The sequence below is a fragment of the Planococcus faecalis genome, assembly GCF_002009235.1.
Classification (GTDB): domain Bacteria; phylum Bacillota; class Bacilli; order Bacillales_A; family Planococcaceae; genus Planococcus; species Planococcus kocurii.
Genome location: NZ_CP019401.1, coordinates 2,174,756 through 2,194,781, shown reverse-complemented (window position 1 = coordinate 2,194,781; position 20,026 = coordinate 2,174,756). Strand labels below are relative to the sequence as shown.

Here is a 20,026-nt window from a genome sequence, read left to right as displayed (position 1 = left end):
GGGTTATTACATTGACGAAACGTAAATTTGGTTTAGGTTTATCATTAATGCTAGCTGCTGGTACAATGCTAGCTGCTTGCGGAAGCGACGAAGACACAACAACTGACAAGACTGATGAAGGAAAAGGCGGAGAAGAAACAGCTGATTTCTCAGTAGCGATGGTTACAGATGTTGGTGGAGTAGATGATAAATCCTTTAACCAATCTGCTTGGGAAGGGCTACAACAATTTGGCGAAGAAAATGGTCTTAAAAAAGGCGATGGCGGTTTTGACTATCTTCAATCTGCATCTGATGCAGATTACAACACCAACTTGAACAACTTAATCCGTCGTGATTTTGACGTCGTGTACGGTATTGGTTTCCTAATGGAAGGTGCTGTAAAAGAAATTGCTGAACAGCAGCCAGAAGCTCAAATTGCAATCGTTGATGCAGTAGTAGACGCTCCAAACGTTGCAAGTGTCTTGTTTAAAGAACAAGAAGGCGCATTCCTTGCGGGTGTAGCAGCAGCTCTAATGTCAGAAACGAAAAAAATCGGTTTTGTCGGTGGAATGGAAATTCCAGTAATCGAGCGTTTTGAAGCAGGATTCCTTGAAGGCGTTGCAGCAGTAGACGATTCAATTAAAGTCGATGTTCAATACACAGGAGCTTTTGATAAAGCGGAATTAGGTAAAACAACTGCTAACCGTATGTACTCTGCTGGTGCAGATATCATTTTCCACGCAGCTGGCGGTACAGGAAATGGCGTATTCACTGAAGCAAAAGAACGTAAAGAAGCAAATCCTGATGACAATATTTGGGTTATTGGCGTAGATGCTGACCAATACGATGAAGGTCAAACTGGTGACGCTAACGTTACTTTAACTTCGGTATTAAAACGTGTGGATACAGCCGTTATCAACATTTCTGAACAAGCGATGGCAGGCGAATTCCCAGGTGGCGAAACAGTTACTTATGGTTTAGCTGATGAAGGTGTAGGTCTTGCTGATTCACGTGGAGCAATCCCTGAAGATGTAATGAAGAAAATTGAAGAATTCCAAAAACAAGTAATCGATGGTGACATTGAAGTTCCAGAAACAGTAAAGTAATAGCTATTTTGTAGCACGGTCATCATAAAGACCGGTTTGACCGGTCTTTATGATTTTTTTTGTCTACAAGCTAGAAATTAATAGATGAAAGGCTTTTTGCAACAGAAGCCTTTCATGTATTAATTAATTAATGAATTTAAAAGAAGTCAGCGATTTTGAGGGAGTGACAACAGTGGAATATGTAATCGAAATGCTGAATATCCGTAAAGAGTTCGGTACATTTGTCGCCAATGACAACATTACGCTGCAACTGGAAAAGGGAGAAATTCATGCATTATTAGGAGAAAATGGTGCGGGTAAATCGACTTTGATGAACGTCTTATTCGGTCTGTATCAGCCAGAAGGTGGAGAAATTCGGGTTCATGGTAAAAAAGTCGATATTTCTAATCCGAATATAGCTAACGATCTCGGAATTGGCATGGTCCACCAGCATTTTATGCTAGTCGAAAATTTTTCTGTTACCGAAAACATTATTTTGGGAAGCGAACCAACTAAATACGGAATTACCAATAAAAAAGACGCCGCCAAAAAAGTTCAAGCCTTATCAGAGCAATACAGTTTGAATGTAGATCCAAACGCTATCATTGAAGACATATCGGTGGGAATGCAGCAACGTGTAGAAATACTGAAAACGCTTTATCGTGGAGCCGAGATTTTGATTTTTGATGAGCCAACAGCTTCATTAACACCTCAGGAAATTCTTGAATTGATTCAAATTATGAAACGATTAGTAGCTGAGGGCAAGTCGATTATTTTGATTACGCATAAACTAAAAGAAATTATGGATGTTTCTGATCGCGTAACAGTTATTCGAAAAGGTAAGGGAATTGGCACAGTTACTACATCAGAAACCAATCCGAATGACCTTGCCTCATTAATGGTCGGTCGCGCAGTGGAATTTACCACGGTAAAAGGAGAAGCTTTCCCGGGTGAAGAAATTTTGGGTATTAAAAATTTAGTTGTTCAAGATTACCGCGGAATTGATAAAGTTAAAAGTTTGAATCTGAACGTTCGCAAAGGTGAAATTATGGGGATTGCCGGAATTGATGGCAACGGACAATCTGAACTGATCGAGGCAATTACGGGTCTTCGTAAAGTGAAAAGCGGGACGATTTCTCTCAATGGCAAAAATGTTACCAATATGAAACCGCGAAAAGTAACAGAATCGGGCGTTGGACATATTCCTCAAGATCGCCATAAGCACGGACTCATATTGGATTTTCCGATAGGGCATAATATTTCACTTCAAACCTATTATAAAAAACCTATTTCCAAGTCGGGCATTATTGACTACGACAAGATTAATGAAAAAGCCTTGCAAATTATAAAAGATTTTGATGTCCGCACTCAAGGGCCGTCGGAATTGGCAAGATCCTTATCCGGAGGAAATCAACAAAAAGCTATTATTGGCCGAGAAGTTGATCGTGACCCTGATTTACTGATTGCGGCATTACCGACCAGGGGATTGGACGTAGGTGCAATTGAATTTATTCATAGTCGTTTGATTGAACAACGGGACAACGGTAAGGCAGTTTTGTTAATTTCGTTCGAGTTGGATGAAGTGATGAACGTTTCAGATCGTATTGCGGTTATTCACGACGGTGAAATCGTGGATATTGTAATACCAGAAAGTACTACTGAGCAAGAACTAGGCTTGTTAATGGCGGGTCATACAGTCGATAAAAAGCAACAGGATTTGACGAAGAAAGGTGAGAATCAGCATGTCGAATAGAGCGACGAATATTCTGGTCCCCGTCATTTCCGTTATTTTAGGCCTCTTGGTCGGAGCGGTGATTATGCTAGTAAGTGGTTACGATCCACTTGAAGGCTATGCTGCTCTGTGGAATGGGATTTTTGGAGACTTGTATACAATAGGTGAAACGGTTCGACAAATCACTCCTTATCTACTAGCAGGTCTTGCGGTAGCATTTGCGTTTCGTTCAGGGCTTTTTAATATTGGTGTTGAAGGACAATTGATTGTTGGCTGGTTTGCAGCAGCATATGTAGGCGTAGCAGTAGAATTGCCAAAAATTATTCATTTGCCTCTAGCCATTTTAGCTGCAGCGGTAGCTGGCGCATTATGGGGATTTGTACCGGGACTGTTAAAAGCAAAATTCCATGTTCATGAAGTAATCGTCACAATTATGATGAACTATATTGCTTTACACGTATCCAATGCATTAATTCGTACAGTTTCTGATGGTGGTGACCGTACGGAAAATATTTTTGCAAGTGCTTCTTTACGTTCTGATTTTTTAGAAGAACTGACGGATTTCTCTCGTTTACATTACGGAATCATTATTGCCTTGGCGATGGTGGGTGTCATGTGGTTTATTTTAGAAAAAACTACACTGGGCTTTGAACTAAAAGCAGTTGGTTTTAACCAAAACGCTTCTCAATATGCAGGGATGAATGTCAATAAAAACATCATTTTAGCTATGGTTATTTCCGGTGCGTTTGCTGGACTTGCAGGTGCAATGGAAGCCCTTGGAACGTTTGAGTATGTGTCATCAAAAGGTGGCTTTACGGGCATCGGTTTTGACGGGATTGCAGTAGCGTTACTTGGATTGAATACGCCACTGGGTGTGGTATTTGGTGCTACGTTGTTTGGCTCGCTAAAATACGGAGCGTTAAATATGCCAAATGCGGCCGGTATTCCAATTGAAATTGTTGAAATTGTTATTGCAGTGATTATCTTCTTTGTAGCATCTGGTTACATTATTCGTTTGCTGTTGCTCCGTGCAGCAGCTAAGAAGAAGGAGGCGAAGTAATATGAGTTTCCTTGACGTTCTATATTTCATCGTTCCTTCAGCGATTTTCTATGCTGCGCCACTTATTTTAGTGGCGATTGGCGGCGTCTTTTCGGAAAAATCAGGGGTTGTGAACATCGGTCTCGAAGGATTGATGGTCATCGGCGCATTTGTCGGAATCTTATTTAACTTATTGTTCGCGGATACATTTGGCGGAGCGACACCGTGGCTTGCGTTGGTCGCGGCAATGCTAGCGGCATTACTCTTGTCACTCTTGCACGCGGTTGCATCAATTTCGTTCCGCGCGGACCAAGTAGTCTCTGGGGTTGCTATTAACTTGTTAGCAGCAGCATTATCAATTTACTTAGTGAAAAGTATTTTTGGAAAAGGACAAACCGATTTCATCACAGAACGTTTTTCACGATATAACGTACCGTTTTTATCAGATATTCCAGTTATTGGACCTTTATTCTTTAAATCGGTATACAATACCTCATTCTTTGCGATTGCGGTAGCGTTTGTGGCATGGTTTGTCATTTACAAAACACCTTTTGGCTTGCGCCTTCGCGCAGTTGGGGAACATCCGATGGCCGCAGATACCATGGGGATCAACGTTACAAGAATGCGTTATGTGGCCGTTATGATTTCTGGAGCTTTAGCAGGTATTGGTGGTGCCATTTATTCGCAAACCATTACAAATGATTTTGGACATGCAACGATTAACGGACAAGGATTTATGGCGTTAGCTGCGATGATTTTTGGGAAATGGCATCCACTTGGGGCTATGGGAGCTGCTTTGTTCTTTGGGTTTGCTCAATCATTAAGTATTGTCGGTTCGCGCATTCCGTATATTTCAGAAATTCCAAACGTCTTCTTGTTAATCTTGCCGTATGTCTTAACAATTATCGCGTTAGCTGGCTTTATTGGCCGTGCCAATGCACCGTTAGCCAATGGTAAACCTTACATTAAAGGACAACGATAAGACTTTCAAAAGAGCCGTCAGTTGCGACGGCTCTTTTTTTATGTACGTAAATACGGTTAGTATTTAGTACCTGCGCTTTTCTTTATTTGCAATTAACGGAAAAAGTTCGGTATAGTTAAGATATGAACGACGAGAGGGGATTCTACATGTTTGAAACCATTAATATCGCTAAAGGCGTGAATGTACACGTTAATGAAACAACACAGTTTAAAACGATAAATTTTTCAATCAAATTTAAAGATAAACTGACGGAGGAAAAAGCGTCTGCCCGCTCGATTTTGGCAAACGTTTTGCAGCATAGTAACGAGGTTTATCCTTCGCACACTGCACTTCGTATGGTATTGGATGATCTTTACGGAACTTCTCTTTACATAGACTCCTCAAAACGAGGCAACGAACATGTTGTGACCTTGAATGTTGAAACGGTTAATGATCAATACCTTTCTGAAAAAGGTGTACTTGAGAAAGTACTGAACTTGATGTATATCGTTCTATTCAAACCTAATGTTGAAAATGATTTATTTAAAGAGTCTATTTTTATACGGGAAAAACATTCGATTGTTCAACGCATTGAATCGGTGTTTGATGACAAGACACGCTATGCACAGCAGCGCATGATGGAGCTCGCTTTGCCGAACCACCCTGCTTCGATTACATCAAACGGCACGATTCAAGCAGTAGAAGCGGTTACGAACGAGCAATTAGTTGCTGAATACCAAGAAATGCTCACTCAAAATGAAATTGAAATTTATGCAGTAGGCGATGTAAAGCCGGAAATGATCGCGTCATACATCCGTGAGTTTTTCCATTTTAAAGATCGTGAAAAAGCAATTGCTGTGGCTCCAATGGAATTGGTTAAGCCTGAGCAGTCACGTGTCCTTGAACACGAAGACATGAAGCAAGGCAAACTGCATATGGCATTCTTTACACCAATTACATTCCGTCACGAAAAATTCCCGGTTATGCAATTGATGAACGGTGTTTTTGGTGGCTATGCGCACTCAAAGCTATTTGTAAATATTCGTGAAAAAGAAAGTATGGCGTATTACGTATCCAGTTCTTTTGCTTCACAATTTGGGTTGATGTTCGTTTTAGCAGGCATTGATTCCAAATTAGAAGAAAAAGCTGTGAACTTGGTTTTGGAACAATTAGAAGAAGTCAAAAAAGGCAATATTTCAGATGTTGAACTTGATCAGACAAAAGCGCTGCTCATCAATCAATTAAAAGAAGCACTAGATTCTGCACGTGGACAAATTGAAATATACGATCAGTATATGGAATTGACAGAGTCTTTCGAACCTGAATACATGATTAATAAATGGAAAAACGTAACGAAAGAAGATATTGCAGAAGTCGCTGAGGAATTGTCTTTAGAAATGACTTACTTCCTATCTGGTAAGGAGGATGACACAAATGCATAAAGTTGAATTTGATCAACTAGGTGAAACACTTTTTCATGAAACGCTCGATAACGGTTTAACCGTTTATATTTTGCCGAAAAAAGGATTTTCGAAAACGTTTGCTACATTCACTACAAAATATGGTTCAATTGATAATCATTTTGTACCTCAAGGTGAGACGGAAGCTATTAAAGTACCAGATGGCATCGCGCACTTTTTAGAACATAAAATGTTCGAAAAAGAAGCAGGAGACGTGTTCCAAGAGTTTAGCAAACAAGGCGCTTCAGCAAACGCCTTTACGTCGTTTACGCGCACGGCTTATTTATTCTCCGCAACAGGTGAAATTGACAAAAACGTAAAAACATTATTGGATTTTGTGCAAAGCCCGTACTTTACAGAAAAAACGGTAGAAAAAGAAAAAGGCATTATTGCACAAGAAATCACAATGTACGACGATCAGCCGGATTGGCGCTTGTATTTTGGGATTATCGAAAACTTGTATAAAAACCATCCGGTTAAAATTGACATTGCAGGAACAGTGGAATCGATTCAAGACATCACAGCAGAACATTTGTATACATGCTACAACACGTTTTACCATCCATCAAATATGATTTTATTTATCGTTGGAAATGTGGATGCGGAACAAATGATGACTTTAGTAAAAGAAGACCAAGCACAAAAAACGTTTGCAGAACCAACTGAAATCGAACGTATGTATCCACAAGAGCCAAAAGAAGTAGCGATTAAAGAACGTGTGTTAGAAATGAGCGTTCAGAAGCCAAAAGTTTTCTATGGTTTGAAGCCGGAGAAACTCGATATGATTGGACCTGAGATGTTGAAGCACGAACTAGCTGCTCAACTTGCGTATGAATTGTTGTTTGGACGCACATCGGATTTTTATCACGAAGCGTACGAAAATGATTGGATCGATGAATCGTATTCGTTTGATTATTCGTTAGAAAGTGGCTTTGGCTATGCTTTGATTGGTTCCGACACTCATAAACCCGAAACGTTCATTAAAGAAGTTAAACACACGCTTCAAAATGCTGTTGAAAAATGGCCTTTTGGACAAGATGATCTGGATCGTGTTCGCCGCAAAAAAATCGGCTTTTTCTTAAGAGCATTAAACTCACCAGAATACATTGCGAATCAATTCACGAATTATGCATTTAATGAAATGAATTTGTTTGATGTAGTTCCTGTACTTGAAGAGTTAGAAGTTGCTGATCTTCAACAGGCATTTGCTTTGGTTAGCCACGAGTCTCAGCATTCTGTTTTCACGATTATGCCTTCGAAAAAGGATGCAGAGTGAAAAAGTTTGCTGTGCTGTTAGGGGCATCTGGTGAAATTGGTGAAAGCATTGCGCAGCAGTTGGCAGAGGGTGGTTGGTCTTTATACTTACACTGGAATACCAATTCGACAGCTCCACTCGCCCAGCACTTGGCAACACGTTACCCTGCGCAGGAATTTATAACAGTGCAGGCTGACTTTGCTAGTGAAGAAGGTGCGCAGCAGCTTACTGACAACGTCTTTGATGCGTCGTGTGTTATTGTTGCGAGCGGTCAATCGCTGATGAAGATGTTGATTGATACTTCGGACCAAGACATGAATTCACTATGGCAAGTCCATGTGAAAAATCCAATCGCAGCGATTCGTTCAATTTCTTCATTTTTTCATCGCTACGATCGATCTTACGTCGTCTTTATTGCTTCCATTTGGGGGGAGGTAGGTGCTTCCATGGAAACCATGTATTCATCTGTAAAAGGTGCGCAACTCTCCTTTGTGAAAGCGTACGCCAAAGAAATGGCACCATCAGGAACACGTGTTAATGCCGTGTCACCTGGATTTATCCAGACGAAAATGAATGCTGTATTTTCTGTAGAAGAGTTGCGAGAAATTGAGGAAGAGATTCCACTTGGTCTCGGTGCTCCGCAGGACATAGCGAATGCGGTAGATTTTTTAGTTAATGGGAAAGCGGATTATATGACAGGTCAAACGTTGCGAGTGAATGGTGGCTGGTTAATATAATGGCCTTTTCAGGCTTTTTCGTAACTATATGCTCTTTTTTGTTAAAGACAATTCAGCTAGTATATTAACTGAGGATGTCAAACGTAAGAAAGTGGTTTTCAACTATAGGTGTTGAATGAAAAAAGCCGACTTTTTTACACCGCTTCGGCCGCTTTGGGCATAGCTTCTTACTTAGCGCTGGCACGTGGACGTGCCAGTGCTAAGTAACTCGTTAAGTAAGAAGGGAGTAATTTTTTTCGTTGTTGCCTAAAAGATATGGCGCGAGCCCTTGGCAACTGGCACCGCGACGTTCTGTCATGCCAGTTGCATGTCCCATATCCTCTGATCCCGAAAGCACAGCTGTTTTGCGAAACATCAACAAGTGAAAATCATTCGTTCAACCTACGTAGGCCAAACACTCTATCTATTGCAGTATACTTTTCGCTAGAGAGCAGAAATTTAACGCGTATAGCTTTTAGGAAGTTCTATATGGAGAAAGGACGGATAGTGCATGAAAGAATGGTATTTTGAATATGAAATCCAAGTTAACCGTCCCGGTCTGCTCGGCGATATCGCTTCTCTACTGGGAATGTTGCGAGTAAATATCGTGACGATAAATGGTGTAGATCAAGGTCGTCGCGGCATGCTGTTACGTGCAGAACATGACGTACAGTTAGAGCGCTTTGAACAAATTTTATCAACTATCGATACGATTGCTGTAACAAAGTTCCGTGAACCGAAGCTACGCGATATATTGGCGGTGCGACACGGCAGATATATTCAGCGAGATGCTGACGATCGTAAAACGTTTCGCTTTGTGCGTGACGAATTAGGATTGCTGGTGGATTTTATGGCAGAAATTTTTAAGCAAGAAGGTCACAAATTAGTTGGACTCAGAGGCATGCCTCGTGTGGGGAAAACGGAGTCAATCGTGGCTGCAAGCGTTAGCGCCAATAAAAAATGGATTTTCTTATCTTCTACCATGATCAAGCAAACGGTTCGAAATCAGTTGATGGGTGATGAGCATAACGACAACAACATCTTCATCTTAGACGGTATTGTTACACGCCGCTCAGCTGATGAACGTCATATGCAATTGGTTCGGGAAATGATGCGTATGCCAACGATTAAAGTAGTAGAGCATCCGGATAAGTTTGTCGAGCAATCAGAATATAGCATTGATGATTTTGATTATATTATTGAACTACGTCACCATCCGGAAGAAAAAATTACGTATGAAGTATTGGAGAAAAATACGTTCATGGATGAGAAATCACAAGGAAATATGTTTGGCGATGGATTCAACTTTTAAGTAGGTAGGTGATTGTTTTGAGTGACTTGGGTACTCGGCTGAAACAAGCCAGAATCGCCAAAGGGTTTAGTTTAGAAGATTTACAGGACTTGACCAAGATACAAAAGCGTTACTTGGCGGGCATAGAAGATGGGAATCACAGCATGATGCCGGGTACGTTTTATGTACGTGCTTTTATCAAGCAGTACGCGGCAGCAGTCGGGCTAAGTGGAGAAGAACTGCTTGAACAGCATAAAGAGGAACTGTCTGCAAATGAACCTGTTGCTCCAAAAGAAATGCCTGATACCTTTACTTCTAGGAGGCGCGCAATTACGCGGACAGCTCCGAGTGAAGCGTATGCTGAAATTATTCCTAAAGTTCTTGTTGCGCTGTTTATTGTTTTGATTCTTGCCGTCGTCTGGTATTTTTATAGTGCTTCGACAAATAGCGATTCAACAAATATACCGACAGAGAGCGATGTCGGTGTTCCTTATGAAGAATCTGTGGCTCCTGTACCAGAAGAAACAGAAAAGGCGACTGCAGAAAAAGAAGAAAAAGAGCCTGAAGTGTCGAAAGCGGTTCTTTCTAGTGGAGAAATTGAGGGAGATACAACCACATACTCATGGCAGGGTCCGTCAAATCCTCAGTTAGAAATAGTGGCTGATGGACCATCTTGGGTTACGGCCACTGATCAAAACCAGAAAGAATTAAGTTCGAGAGCACGAGTGATGCAATCTGGTGAAACAGAAGCAATCGATTTGTCGGAAGTGGACGTTGTTCGGTTACGCTTAGGTGACTATTCGAATATTACATTGCTGTTGAATGGTGAAGAGATTGAGTACAAGCAGCAACTACAAACCCAAAATATCGTTATTCAATTTACAGGCGCCGAATAGCCATCTTTAGAGTGGCTATTTTTTACGAAAGTTCGAGAGGAGAAATACTAATGAACATACCAAATCAAATTACCATCTCGAGGATTTTATTGATTCCTGTCTTCATGGTGGTTATGTTGGCCGGTTTTGATTGGGGCACAATGACACTTTTTGGAGCTGAAATGCCCGTTACTCATTTTGTCGGAGGACTTATTTTTATCTTTGCATCGTTAACCGATTGGGTGGATGGCTTTTATGCGCGTAAATATAACCTAGTCACAACTTTCGGCAAATTTTTAGATCCTTTAGCTGATAAACTGTTAGTTTCAGCTGCTTTGATTATTTTAGTTGAACTTGGATTTGCAGCTTCATGGATTGTGATTATTATCATTAGCCGTGAATTTGCCGTTACAGGATTACGTTTAGTATTGGCAGGCGAAGGTGAAGTTGTCGCAGCTGGCGGTTTAGGAAAAATCAAAACCACAGCTCAAATTTTAGCAATTTCTGCTTTGTTGTTACATGATACGATTTTTGTTTTAGTCGGCTTGCCATTCGGTCAAATCATGCTTTATATCGCATTGATTTTCACAGTTTGGTCTGGATGGGATTATTTTTACGCCAACCGCCGCGCCTTAATGACTTCAAAATAAATGAATCCAAAGGGGATTGAATAGATGAACGCAGAAATTATTGCTGTCGGTTCAGAATTGTTATTAGGTCAAATCACCAATACAAATGCTCGTTTTCTATCCAATCATTTAGCAGAACTCGGTATTAATGTGTATTACCACACGGTAGTCGGCGACAATGCCGCTCGGTTGGAAGATGCCATTAACATAGCGGAAAGCCGCGCCGACCTTATTTTATTCACAGGTGGGCTTGGTCCAACTAAAGACGATTTGACAAAAGAGTCTATCGCTAAACACCTAGACACAACGCTCGAAATGAATGGAGAAGCACTCGACTCAATCGTTGCTTTTTTTGAACGTGCAGGGCGTCCAATGACCGAAAACAATAAAAAACAAGCATTGGTTTTAAAAGATAGTGAAGTTCTCGTCAATTATAATGGAATGGCACCGGGTATGATGTACAAAAAAGAAGACCGTGTTTATATCTTATTGCCTGGTCCACCAAAAGAGATGGAGCCCATGTTCCAATTCGAAGCAAAGCCAAAGCTCGCGCATTTATTGAACAAAGCAGATGTCATTTTATCGCATGTATTGCGTTTTTACGGCATCGGTGAAGCTGAACTAGAAGATCGATTGCATTCTATTCTTGATAAGCAAACAAACCCAACGATCGCACCATTGGCAGCAGATGGAGAAGTAACGCTGCGCATTACAGCTAAGACCAATACGACAGAAGAAGCTTGGCAATTGATCAATGGCGCTAGAGATGAAATTTTAGATGTAGTGGGCGATTACCTTTATGGCTACGATAACGATTCGCTAGCTTCCAAAGCAATCGAGCTACTAACTGAACAAGGGAAGACAATTTCAGCAGCAGAAAGTTTAACTGCTGGGCTCTTTCAGTCTGAATTGGCTTCAGTACCAGGTGCGAGTGCTGTGCTATCCGGCGGCGTTATTACCTATAATGAAGAAATGAAAGTTCACCAGCTTGGACTGTCAGCTGAATTGCTTGCTGAATATGGAGTCGTTAGTGAACAAACGGCATTGGCTATGGCAGAAGCGGTACGAGAAAAATTCAAAACGGATATTAGCGTTTCACTGACTGGTGCAGCAGGACCAGATGCACACGGGGATCAGCCAGCAGGTACTGTATGGATAGGCATTGCCACTAAACAAGGTTCTCAGTCTTACCGTCTTCAGTTGTCCGGTATGCGCAATACCAATCGTTTGCGGGCTGTTAAATTGGCACTCCATTATGTAATTCGTATATTAACTGAAGAAGATGCACGCAAAATTTAATTTTGCGTGTTTTTTTCTAGTCAAAAATGGGAAATGCTCTATATAAGACATTTAAAAATAAAATTCCGAAAAACAAACACGAATAAACGTTCGCTTTTTTCTTGTGTATTTCTCAATAAGCTAGTATAATAGAGACAGATAGAAAATAGGTTTTCATTTAGAGGAGGATTTCTTTTGAGCGATCGTAAAGCAGCATTAGATATGGCGTTAAAACAAATAGAAAAGCAATTCGGTAAAGGTTCTGTCATGAAATTAGGAGAAAAAACCGACCGTAATATATCATCCGTTTCAAGTGGTTCTTTGGCATTGGATACAGCGTTAGGAATAGGCGGATATCCACGTGGGCGTGTCATTGAAATATACGGCCCGGAAAGTTCAGGTAAAACAACAGTTTCTCTTCATGCTATTGCCGAAGTTCAAGCGACAGGCGGAACAGCAGCATTTATTGATGCAGAGCATGCATTAGATCCTGTTTACGCAAAAAATTTAGGTGTTAACATTGATGAATTATTGCTTTCTCAACCGGATACTGGCGAGCAAGCACTTGAAATTGCCGAAGCACTTGTTCGAAGTGGAGCAGTTGATATCGTCGTTGTCGATTCAGTAGCAGCATTAGTACCAAAAGCTGAAATTGAAGGCGAAATGGGCGATTCTCATATGGGGTTACAGGCACGTTTAATGTCTCAAGCTCTTCGTAAATTGTCTGGTGTCATCAACAAATCAAATACAATCGTTATTTTCATTAACCAAATTCGCGAAAAAATTGGTGTGATGTTCGGTAACCCAGAAACCACTCCTGGTGGTCGTGCATTGAAATTCTATTCATCTGTCCGTCTAGAAGTCCGTCGTGCAGAAGCATTGAAATCGGGAACTGAAATTATCGGTAACAGAACAAAAATAAAAGTAGTAAAAAACAAAGTAGCTCCACCGTTCCGTACAGCTGAGGTTGATATTATGTACGGAAAAGGAATTTCACGAGAAGGTGAAATTGTCGATATCGGTTCTGACATGGAAATTATTCAAAAGAGCGGTTCATGGTATTCTTATAATGAAGAAAGAATCGGTCAAGGTCGTGAAAATGTTAAGCAATTCTTGCTTAAAAATCCAGAAATTCGCAATGAAATCTCTAATAAAATTCGTGAATCTTCTGGAATGGAAGCAGCAACTTATACAATTGCCGGAAACAAAGATACAGCAGAAGATTTTAACTTGTTGATGGATGAAGACGACTCGTCAGGCAAGTAGAATAAGAAAGAAAAAGCCGCAAGCTATGCTTGGCGGCTTTTCTATTGTGTAGCTCCATCGGCCAACTCTTCGGTTCATAAGCTACTTAAGGTTATACAAAAATTGGACAGCTTAAACCTAAATTGCTCCTGTAGCCTTTTGTGCTTCGTCGCAAAGTGATGGCCCAAACTACCTTTGAGCCATCACTTGCTTGTCAGAGCTGAACGACCGCTTCGGCTTTTCCTGGGTTGACACGACATAAGTCCAGCTATACAATTAAAATTGTATAATTTACTAATTTTTAAATTGTTGCAGTGATAAGAAAAGTTTCATTATTATTCTTTAAAACGAAAAAAATTAATAGCAAGAGGAGGTGTCCGAATGGATAACGCGATCATCTTCGCTTTGCTTGGTATCATCGTCGGTGTAGTTGTTGGTTATTTTGTAATGAAAAAATCAAATGAGTCCAAAATGGCAGGTGCGAGAAACTCTGCAGAGCAGATCATCGAAGATGCAAAGAGAGAAGCCGAAGCGCAGAAAAAAGAAGCCCTTTTGGAAGCAAAAGACGAAAATCACAAATTGCGTACTGAAACAGAATCTGATATTCGGGAACGCCGATCTGAACTTCAAAAACAAGAAAATCGGTTGTTGCAGAGAGAAGAAAATTTAGATCGCAAAGATGATGCATTAAACAAAAGAGAAGCGAGTTTAGAGCGTAAAGATGAAGCACTCGTAGAAAAACAACAGCATATTGAACAGATGGAGAGCAAAGCTGAAGAGTTAGTTCATCAGCAGCAAGTTGAAATGGAACGTATTTCCTCTTTGACACGCGAAGAAGCCAAGTCGATTATCTTACAGGATGTTGAAAAAGAACTTTCAACAGATATTGCGGTAATGATGAAAGAAGCCGAAGCTCGCGCCAAAGAAGAATCAGACAAAAAAGCAAAAAACATTTTGTCCTTGGCGATGCAGCGTTTTGCAGCAGACCATGTAGCAGAAACGACTGTCTCAGTAGTGAACTTGCCAAACGACGAGATGAAAGGGCGCATCATTGGGCGTGAAGGACGTAACATTCGTACGCTTGAAACTCTTACGGGAATCGATTTAATCATCGATGATACACCAGAGGCGGTTATTCTATCAGGATTTGATCCGATTCGCCGTGAAACGGCGAGATTGGCTCTAGAAAAACTGGTATCAGATGGCCGTATCCATCCGGCGCGCATTGAAGAAATGGTTGAGAAGTCAAGACGTGAAGTGGATGAACAAATTCGTGAAATTGGTGAACAAACCACATTTGACGTAGGCGTGCACAACTTGCATCCAGACTTAATCAAAATTCTTGGACGCCTTCGCTACCGTACAAGTTATGGACAAAATGTGCTGAAGCACTCTGTGGAAGTAGCATTCTTGTCAGGCTTAATGGCAGCTGAACTTGGAGAAGATGTTACCCTCGCTCGTCGCGCTGGTCTTCTACACGACATTGGTAAAGCCATCGATCACGAAGTAGAAGGAAGCCATGTTGAAATCGGTGTAGAACTTGGAACGAAGTACAAAGAGCATCCTGTAGTGATTAACAGTATTGCTTCCCATCACGGTGACACAGAAGCGACTTCCATCATTTCGGTCATCGTCGCAGCAGCAGATGCATTGTCTGCCGCTCGTCCAGGTGCCAGAAGTGAAACATTGGAAAACTACATTCGTCGCCTAGAAAAACTTGAAGAAATTTCCGAGTCGTATGAAGGCGTGGAGAAATCATTCGCGATTCAAGCGGGACGTGAAATTCGCATCATGGTTCGTCCGGAACAAATTGATGACATGACGGCACATCGTCTTGCTCGTGACATTCGGAAACGGATTGAAGAAGAGTTAGACTATCCAGGTCACATCAAAGTAACGGTTATTAGAGAAACAAGAGCAGTTGAATACGCAAAATAATAAGGGTGAGGCTTCGATGAATGTCTATTCAAAGAAGCCTTTTTCTTATGGAAAAAGGTGAGTTTGTGAAAATTTTATTTATTGGAGATATTGTTGGATCCATTGGAAGAGATGCACTTGAATCGTATTTACCGAGACTGAAAAGAAAGTATTCACCAGACGTTATCATTGCGAATGGCGAGAACGCAGCAGCAGGACGCGGCATTACCAAGGCTATTTACCAGGATCTTTTGTTTATGGGAGTGGATATGGTAACCATGGGCAATCATACATGGGATCAAAAAGAAATTTTTGATTTTATTGATGAAGTCGATTACTTGATCCGTCCAGCTAACTTCTCAGACGAAGCACCGGGACGTGGCATGGCGACTGTTACAAAAAATGGCCAAACTTTATCGGTCATCAATTTGCATGGTCGTGTGTTCTTGCCGCCGCATGAAGATCCATTTCAAAAAGTGGATGAGCTAATGGCTGAAGCTAAAGCCATTTCACCGCTCGTATTTGTAGATTTTCACGCCGAAGCAACAAGTGAAAAAATCGCGATGGGTTGGCATTTAGATGGCCGCGCTTCAGTTGTTGTCGGGACGCATACCCATGTTCAAACTGCCGATGCACGCATTTTGCCAAACGGTACTGCCTATATCTCAGATGTGGGGATGACAGGACCGTATGATGAAATTTTGGGGATGAATAAAGAAGCTGTACTTTATCGTTTCAAGACCAATATGCCAACACGTTTCGAAGTACCAAAGCGTGGACGTTCAGTAGTCAGTGGCTTTTTCACTGAAGTTGACGACCAAACAGGGAAAGCGATTAGTTTTGAACGCATATATATCAATGAAGATTATCCATTCCAAGGCTAAACCTTCAACTTCTTGACGAAACTCCGACAATTCAAGCAGACACCTTGAAGTGCGTGCCTGATTTTCAGTATAATGAGGTAGCGTTTAAAACAAATTTCGTTATGAAATCTGTTGCAAATTCTTTAAATCGATTAAACTGCTCGCAAAAGGGAAAAATCTGGTTCGATGTATTTAGACGTCGAGGTAGGTTTTGTGCCTAAAAAATAAAGTGACTGACTGAAACTAAAACATGGTCGTTGAGCGATGACAGTATAGAAGTCGTGTCAGACCAGGAAATGGGTGTCTTAAAATGACGTATACAAAACAAGAAATCGTCGCAAAAGCGCGCGAAGTAGCAGATATGATTGCGGCAACAGAAGAAGTGGATTTCTTTAAACGTGCAGAAGCACAAATTAATGAAAACCAGCAAATTCGTGAAAAAATTGCCAGCCTGAAAAGTTTGCAGAAACAAGCAGTCAATTTCCAAGCGTATGGCAAAGAGCGCGCGTTGACATTGATCGAAGGAAAAATCACGAAAATTGAAGAAGAAATCGACGCTGTGCCGATTGTTCAAGAATTCAAACAATCACAGAGCGACGTCAATTCTTTATTGCAGATGGTTTCGACAGCCATTGCCAACCAAGTAACAAATAACATCATTACTGAAACAGGCGGCGACTTGCTGCGCGGCGAAACCGGATCAAAAGTCCGCAACGACAAACCAGGAAGCTGCGGGTAACAAGAAAAGCATAAACGACCATTTAGTCCCGACGGCATAAGACGCTCTGAAGAAGTGGCGTACTTTGCCACGTAGTCAGAATGGCTTATGACCCGAGGGACTGGTCGCTTGAGCTGGACAAAGAAAAGCATAAGTGCCCGTCTAGTCCCGACAGGCTTAAGACAGACAGGGCATGTGGCGTGTTTGTGCCACTTGACCGGGCTGTCTTAAGACCCCGAGGGACTGGGCACTGGAGCTGGACAAAGAAAAGCATAAACGACCGCTTAGTCCCGACGGCATAAAACATTCCGACCAATAGAGCTAAATGCAAGCCCGAATTAAAACGTAGGTAAACAGAAGTAAACTGAAAGAGCCAAAGCTCTTTCAGTTTTTTCTTTTCCAGCTGTATTTTTGGTATAATAGAAAAACGACAATCGATTTGAAAGAGGTTTTAATATGGCACCGACACCAATGATGCAACAATATTTTCAAGTGAAATCTGAATACTTGGATGCTTTTTTATTTTTCCGTTTGGGCGATTTTTATGAGTTGTTCTACGATGACGCGATTAAAGCGTCGCAAATACTAGAAATTACCTTAACTAGCCGTGGTGGAACTGGGGATGACCGAATTCCAATGTGCGGGGTTCCTCATCATGCAGCAAAAAACTATATCGACCAATTGATTTTAAAAGGTCATAAAGTGGCCATCTGTGAACAAGTAGAAGATCCAAAACTAACAAAAGGTGTTGTGAAGCGTGAAGTTGTCCGGTTAATTACACCGGGTACTCATACAGAAGGAAAAAGCGTTGACTCTAAATCGAACGTCTTTTTAGCTGCAGCTGACGAACTTGTTGATGGATTTGGTTTGTCCTATGTCGATATCAGCACAGGTGAAGCAACAGCTACGTACATAATGGGGACGGAAAAAGCTTTGTTGCAGGAATTGCAATCTTTGAATATTCGCGAGCTGGTCGTTTCAGAGCAATTATTCGTTTTGCTGACTGAAGAAGAACAAGAACTGGTGTTATCCATTGAGACGATGGAAAATGCCTATCCGTTATCACCAGAACAAGTCGCTGACTGTCCCGAAGATTTGCGGATGAGCAGTCATCGGTTACTGACATACATTTCTCGCACGCAAAAACAATCACTTGATCATATCCAAGCGTTTTCCTATAAAGAAAATAATCAATTACTAAGTATCGATTTTCATTCAAAGCGGAATTTGGAATTATTGCAATCGATTCGGGGCAACGAAACAAAAGGGACCTTGCTTTGGCTCCTAGATGAAACCATGACCGCGATGGGAAGCCGAAAGCTAAAGCAGTGGTTGCATCAGCCACTAGCAAACAAAAGAATGATTGAAGAGCGTCAGCAAATGGTAGCGGCATTGATTGACCAGTATTTCGTGCGTGTAGAGCTTCAGGGGCTATTAAAAGAAGTTTATGACCTGGAACGCCTATCCGGTCGAATTGCCTTTGGTAGCGCCAGTGGACGTGATTTAGCACAGCTCAGAAGTTCCCTTGAGAAAGTTCCTGTACTCATTGAAGAATTAGCGAATTCCGGCAATTTAGCGTTGCAGGACTTTAGTGGCAAACTAGACCGCTGCATAGAAGTTTGTGAACTATTGCAAGCGATTAGCGAAAGTCCCCCATTGTCTTCAAAAGAAGGCGGCGTTATACGCGACGGCTTTCATCAACAGCTTGATGAATACCGAGATGCTTCGCGTAACGGCAAAGATTGGATTGCCGCGCTTGAACAAAGAGAACGCAAATTAACGGGCATTAAATCGTTGAAAATTGGCTATAACCGCATTTTTGGCTATTATATTGAAATTTCTAAAGCCAATATGCATTTAGCTGATTTAGAACGCTACGATCGCAAACAAACGCTCGCTAACGCAGAACGTTATACGACTCCTGAACTGAAAGAAAAAGAAGCATTAATCTTAACGGCTGAAGAAGAAAGTTTGTCACTTGAATATGAGTTGTTTGTGGCGATTCGAGAGGAAGTCAAACAATACATTTCACGTATTCAGCGACTTGCTTCTTCTCTCAGTGGACTGGATGTCTTTTTGAGTTTTGCTAATGTGGCAGAAAAATACCGTTTCGTCAAACCTGAATTTAATGATTCGACAGAAATATCGATTATAGAAGGACGCCACCCGGTTGTGGAAAAAATGCTCAATAAGCAACATTATGTACCGAATGATTGTGTCCTTGCGGAAGATAAAAATATGTTGTTGATTACAGGGCCCAACATGTCGGGGAAAAGTACGTATATGCGACAAGTAGCGCTAACGATTGTGCTCGCGCAAATTGGCAGTTACGTTCCTGCTGAATCTGCAAATTTGCCAATTGTTGATCAAATTTTTACGCGTATTGGAGCAGCCGATGACTTAGTGTCAGGCCAAAGTACTTTTATGGTCGAAATGCTCGAGTCGCAATATGCGATTACACATGCGACAAAAAACAGCTTATTGCTGTTTGATGAAATCGGTCGCGGTACATCAACATACGATGGCATGGCATTAGCGCAGTCGATGATTGAATACATTCATAGAGAAATTGGTGCCAATACACTTTTCTCTACGCATTACCACGAGTTGACGGCATTGGAAAATTCGCTGGACAAGCTTCATAATGTCCATGTCGCGGCAATGGAGCAATCGGGTAAAGTCGTGTTTCTTCATAAAGTGAAAAAAGGACCAGCAGACAAGAGTTACGGGATTCATGTTGCTGAACTGGCGAATCTACCAGAACCCATTCTTGCCCGTGCACGTGAATTGCTCAAAACCTTTGAAGAAGATAAAAAGAAGCAGCCTACAACAATCGAGCAATTATCATTTTTTGATGATGCAGATACAGAAAAAGACGAAATTTTACAGACCATTAAGGACGTTCAAGTATCCGCGATGACACCTCTTCAAGCTTTGCAGATGCTTAACGATTTGCAACAAAAGTTAACGACTAAGGAGTGAG

The 20,026-nt window shown here is 41.3% G+C and carries 16 protein-coding genes; all 16 read left to right on the top strand.

Features of this window, described 5'->3' with window-relative positions; all coding sequences use genetic code 11:
• The first annotated feature begins 11 nt into the window (after positions 1-11).
• The 16 genes from AJGP001_RS11135 to mutS all read left to right on the top strand — a co-directional run bounded on the left by AJGP001_RS11135 (position 12) and on the right by mutS (position 20,025).
• The gene (locus tag AJGP001_RS11135) at positions 12-1,085 is read left to right on the top strand and encodes a BMP family lipoprotein (RefSeq protein ID WP_071153817.1); all 1,074 of its coding nucleotides are present in this window, start codon (positions 12-14) and stop codon (positions 1,083-1,085) included.
• Between the two features lie 172 nt (positions 1,086-1,257).
• Entirely contained in the window at positions 1,258-2,817 is a 1,560-nt protein-coding gene (locus AJGP001_RS11130; protein ID WP_078080839.1) for an ABC transporter ATP-binding protein, read from the top strand.
• Positions 2,807-3,856: an ABC transporter permease gene (locus AJGP001_RS11125; RefSeq protein WP_058384964.1), complete on the top strand. Its 1,050-nt coding sequence runs from the start codon at positions 2,807-2,809 to the stop codon at positions 3,854-3,856. The genes AJGP001_RS11130 and AJGP001_RS11125 overlap by 11 nt, the downstream gene beginning before the upstream one ends.
• A gap of 1 nt (position 3,857) precedes the next feature.
• Positions 3,858-4,817 carry an ABC transporter permease gene (locus tag AJGP001_RS11120; protein ID WP_071154156.1) on the top strand — a complete coding sequence of 320 codons (960 nt, stop codon included), beginning with the start codon at positions 3,858-3,860 and terminating at the stop codon, positions 4,815-4,817.
• 146 nt (positions 4,818-4,963) lie between these two features.
• Positions 4,964-6,238, top strand: coding sequence for an EF-P 5-aminopentanol modification-associated protein YfmF (gene yfmF / locus AJGP001_RS11115; protein ID WP_071154157.1), 1,275 nt, complete (start codon positions 4,964-4,966; stop codon positions 6,236-6,238).
• Positions 6,231-7,532 (top strand): EF-P 5-aminopentanol modification-associated protein YfmH, encoded by a 1,302-nt coding sequence (gene yfmH / locus AJGP001_RS11110; protein ID WP_071154158.1) that lies wholly within the window; start codon positions 6,231-6,233, stop codon positions 7,530-7,532. Before yfmF ends, yfmH begins: the two co-directional genes overlap by 8 nt.
• Positions 7,529-8,248, top strand: a complete 720-nt coding sequence (ymfI, locus tag AJGP001_RS11105) for an elongation factor P 5-aminopentanone reductase (RefSeq protein WP_078080550.1) — start codon at positions 7,529-7,531, stop codon at positions 8,246-8,248. The genes yfmH and ymfI overlap by 4 nt, the downstream gene beginning before the upstream one ends.
• Before the next feature lie 490 nt (positions 8,249-8,738).
• Positions 8,739-9,539, top strand: coding sequence for a YmfK family protein (locus AJGP001_RS11100; protein WP_058384969.1), 801 nt, complete (start codon positions 8,739-8,741; stop codon positions 9,537-9,539).
• 17 nt (positions 9,540-9,556) lie between these two features.
• A complete protein-coding gene (locus tag AJGP001_RS11095) occupies positions 9,557-10,414 on the top strand; it encodes a helix-turn-helix domain-containing protein (protein ID WP_071154159.1) in 858 nt (285 codons plus the stop codon).
• 50 nt (positions 10,415-10,464) lie between these two features.
• Positions 10,465-11,043 (top strand): CDP-diacylglycerol--glycerol-3-phosphate 3-phosphatidyltransferase, encoded by a 579-nt coding sequence (pgsA, locus tag AJGP001_RS11090; RefSeq protein ID WP_071154160.1) that lies wholly within the window; start codon positions 10,465-10,467, stop codon positions 11,041-11,043.
• 24 nt (positions 11,044-11,067) lie between these two features.
• Entirely contained in the window at positions 11,068-12,321 is a 1,254-nt protein-coding gene (locus AJGP001_RS11085; RefSeq protein WP_071154161.1) for a competence/damage-inducible protein A, read from the top strand.
• 174 nt (positions 12,322-12,495) lie between these two features.
• A complete protein-coding gene (gene recA / locus AJGP001_RS11080) occupies positions 12,496-13,566 on the top strand; it encodes a recombinase RecA (protein WP_058384973.1) in 1,071 nt (356 codons plus the stop codon).
• Between the two features lie 360 nt (positions 13,567-13,926).
• On the top strand, positions 13,927-15,483 hold the full coding sequence (gene rny / locus AJGP001_RS11075) for a ribonuclease Y (RefSeq protein WP_058384974.1): 1,557 nt from the start codon (positions 13,927-13,929) through the stop codon (positions 15,481-15,483).
• A 65-nt stretch (positions 15,484-15,548) separates the two neighbouring features.
• Entirely contained in the window at positions 15,549-16,346 is a 798-nt protein-coding gene (locus tag AJGP001_RS11070) for a TIGR00282 family metallophosphoesterase (RefSeq protein WP_058386876.1), read from the top strand.
• Between the two features lie 289 nt (positions 16,347-16,635).
• On the top strand, positions 16,636-17,064 hold the full coding sequence (locus AJGP001_RS11065) for a YlbF/YmcA family competence regulator (protein WP_058384975.1): 429 nt from the start codon (positions 16,636-16,638) through the stop codon (positions 17,062-17,064).
• Positions 17,065-17,499: 435 nt separating this feature from the next.
• A complete protein-coding gene (gene mutS, locus AJGP001_RS11060; protein WP_078080549.1) occupies positions 17,500-20,025 on the top strand; it encodes a DNA mismatch repair protein MutS in 2,526 nt (841 codons plus the stop codon).
• Position 20,026 lies beyond the last annotated feature (1 nt).

Bases quoted from the DNA above. Each gene is read 5' to 3' on its own strand.
- AJGP001_RS11125 (WP_058384964.1), top strand. From the start codon at position 2,807: ATGTCGAATAGAGCGACGAATATTCTGGTCCCCGTCATTTCCGTTATT.
- AJGP001_RS11120 (WP_071154156.1), top strand. From the start codon at position 3,858: ATGAGTTTCCTTGACGTTCTATATTTCATCGTTCCTTCAGCGATTTTC.
- yfmF (WP_071154157.1), top strand. From the start codon at position 4,964: ATGTTTGAAACCATTAATATCGCTAAAGGCGTGAATGTACACGTTAAT.
- yfmH (WP_071154158.1), top strand. From the start codon at position 6,231: ATGCATAAAGTTGAATTTGATCAACTAGGTGAAACACTTTTTCATGAA.
- AJGP001_RS11100 (WP_058384969.1), top strand. From the start codon at position 8,739: ATGAAAGAATGGTATTTTGAATATGAAATCCAAGTTAACCGTCCCGGT.
- pgsA (WP_071154160.1), top strand. From the start codon at position 10,465: ATGAACATACCAAATCAAATTACCATCTCGAGGATTTTATTGATTCCT.
- AJGP001_RS11085 (WP_071154161.1), top strand. From the start codon at position 11,068: ATGAACGCAGAAATTATTGCTGTCGGTTCAGAATTGTTATTAGGTCAA.
- rny (WP_058384974.1), top strand. From the start codon at position 13,927: ATGGATAACGCGATCATCTTCGCTTTGCTTGGTATCATCGTCGGTGTA.
- AJGP001_RS11065 (WP_058384975.1), top strand. From the start codon at position 16,636: ATGACGTATACAAAACAAGAAATCGTCGCAAAAGCGCGCGAAGTAGCA.
- mutS (WP_078080549.1), top strand. From the start codon at position 17,500: ATGGCACCGACACCAATGATGCAACAATATTTTCAAGTGAAATCTGAA.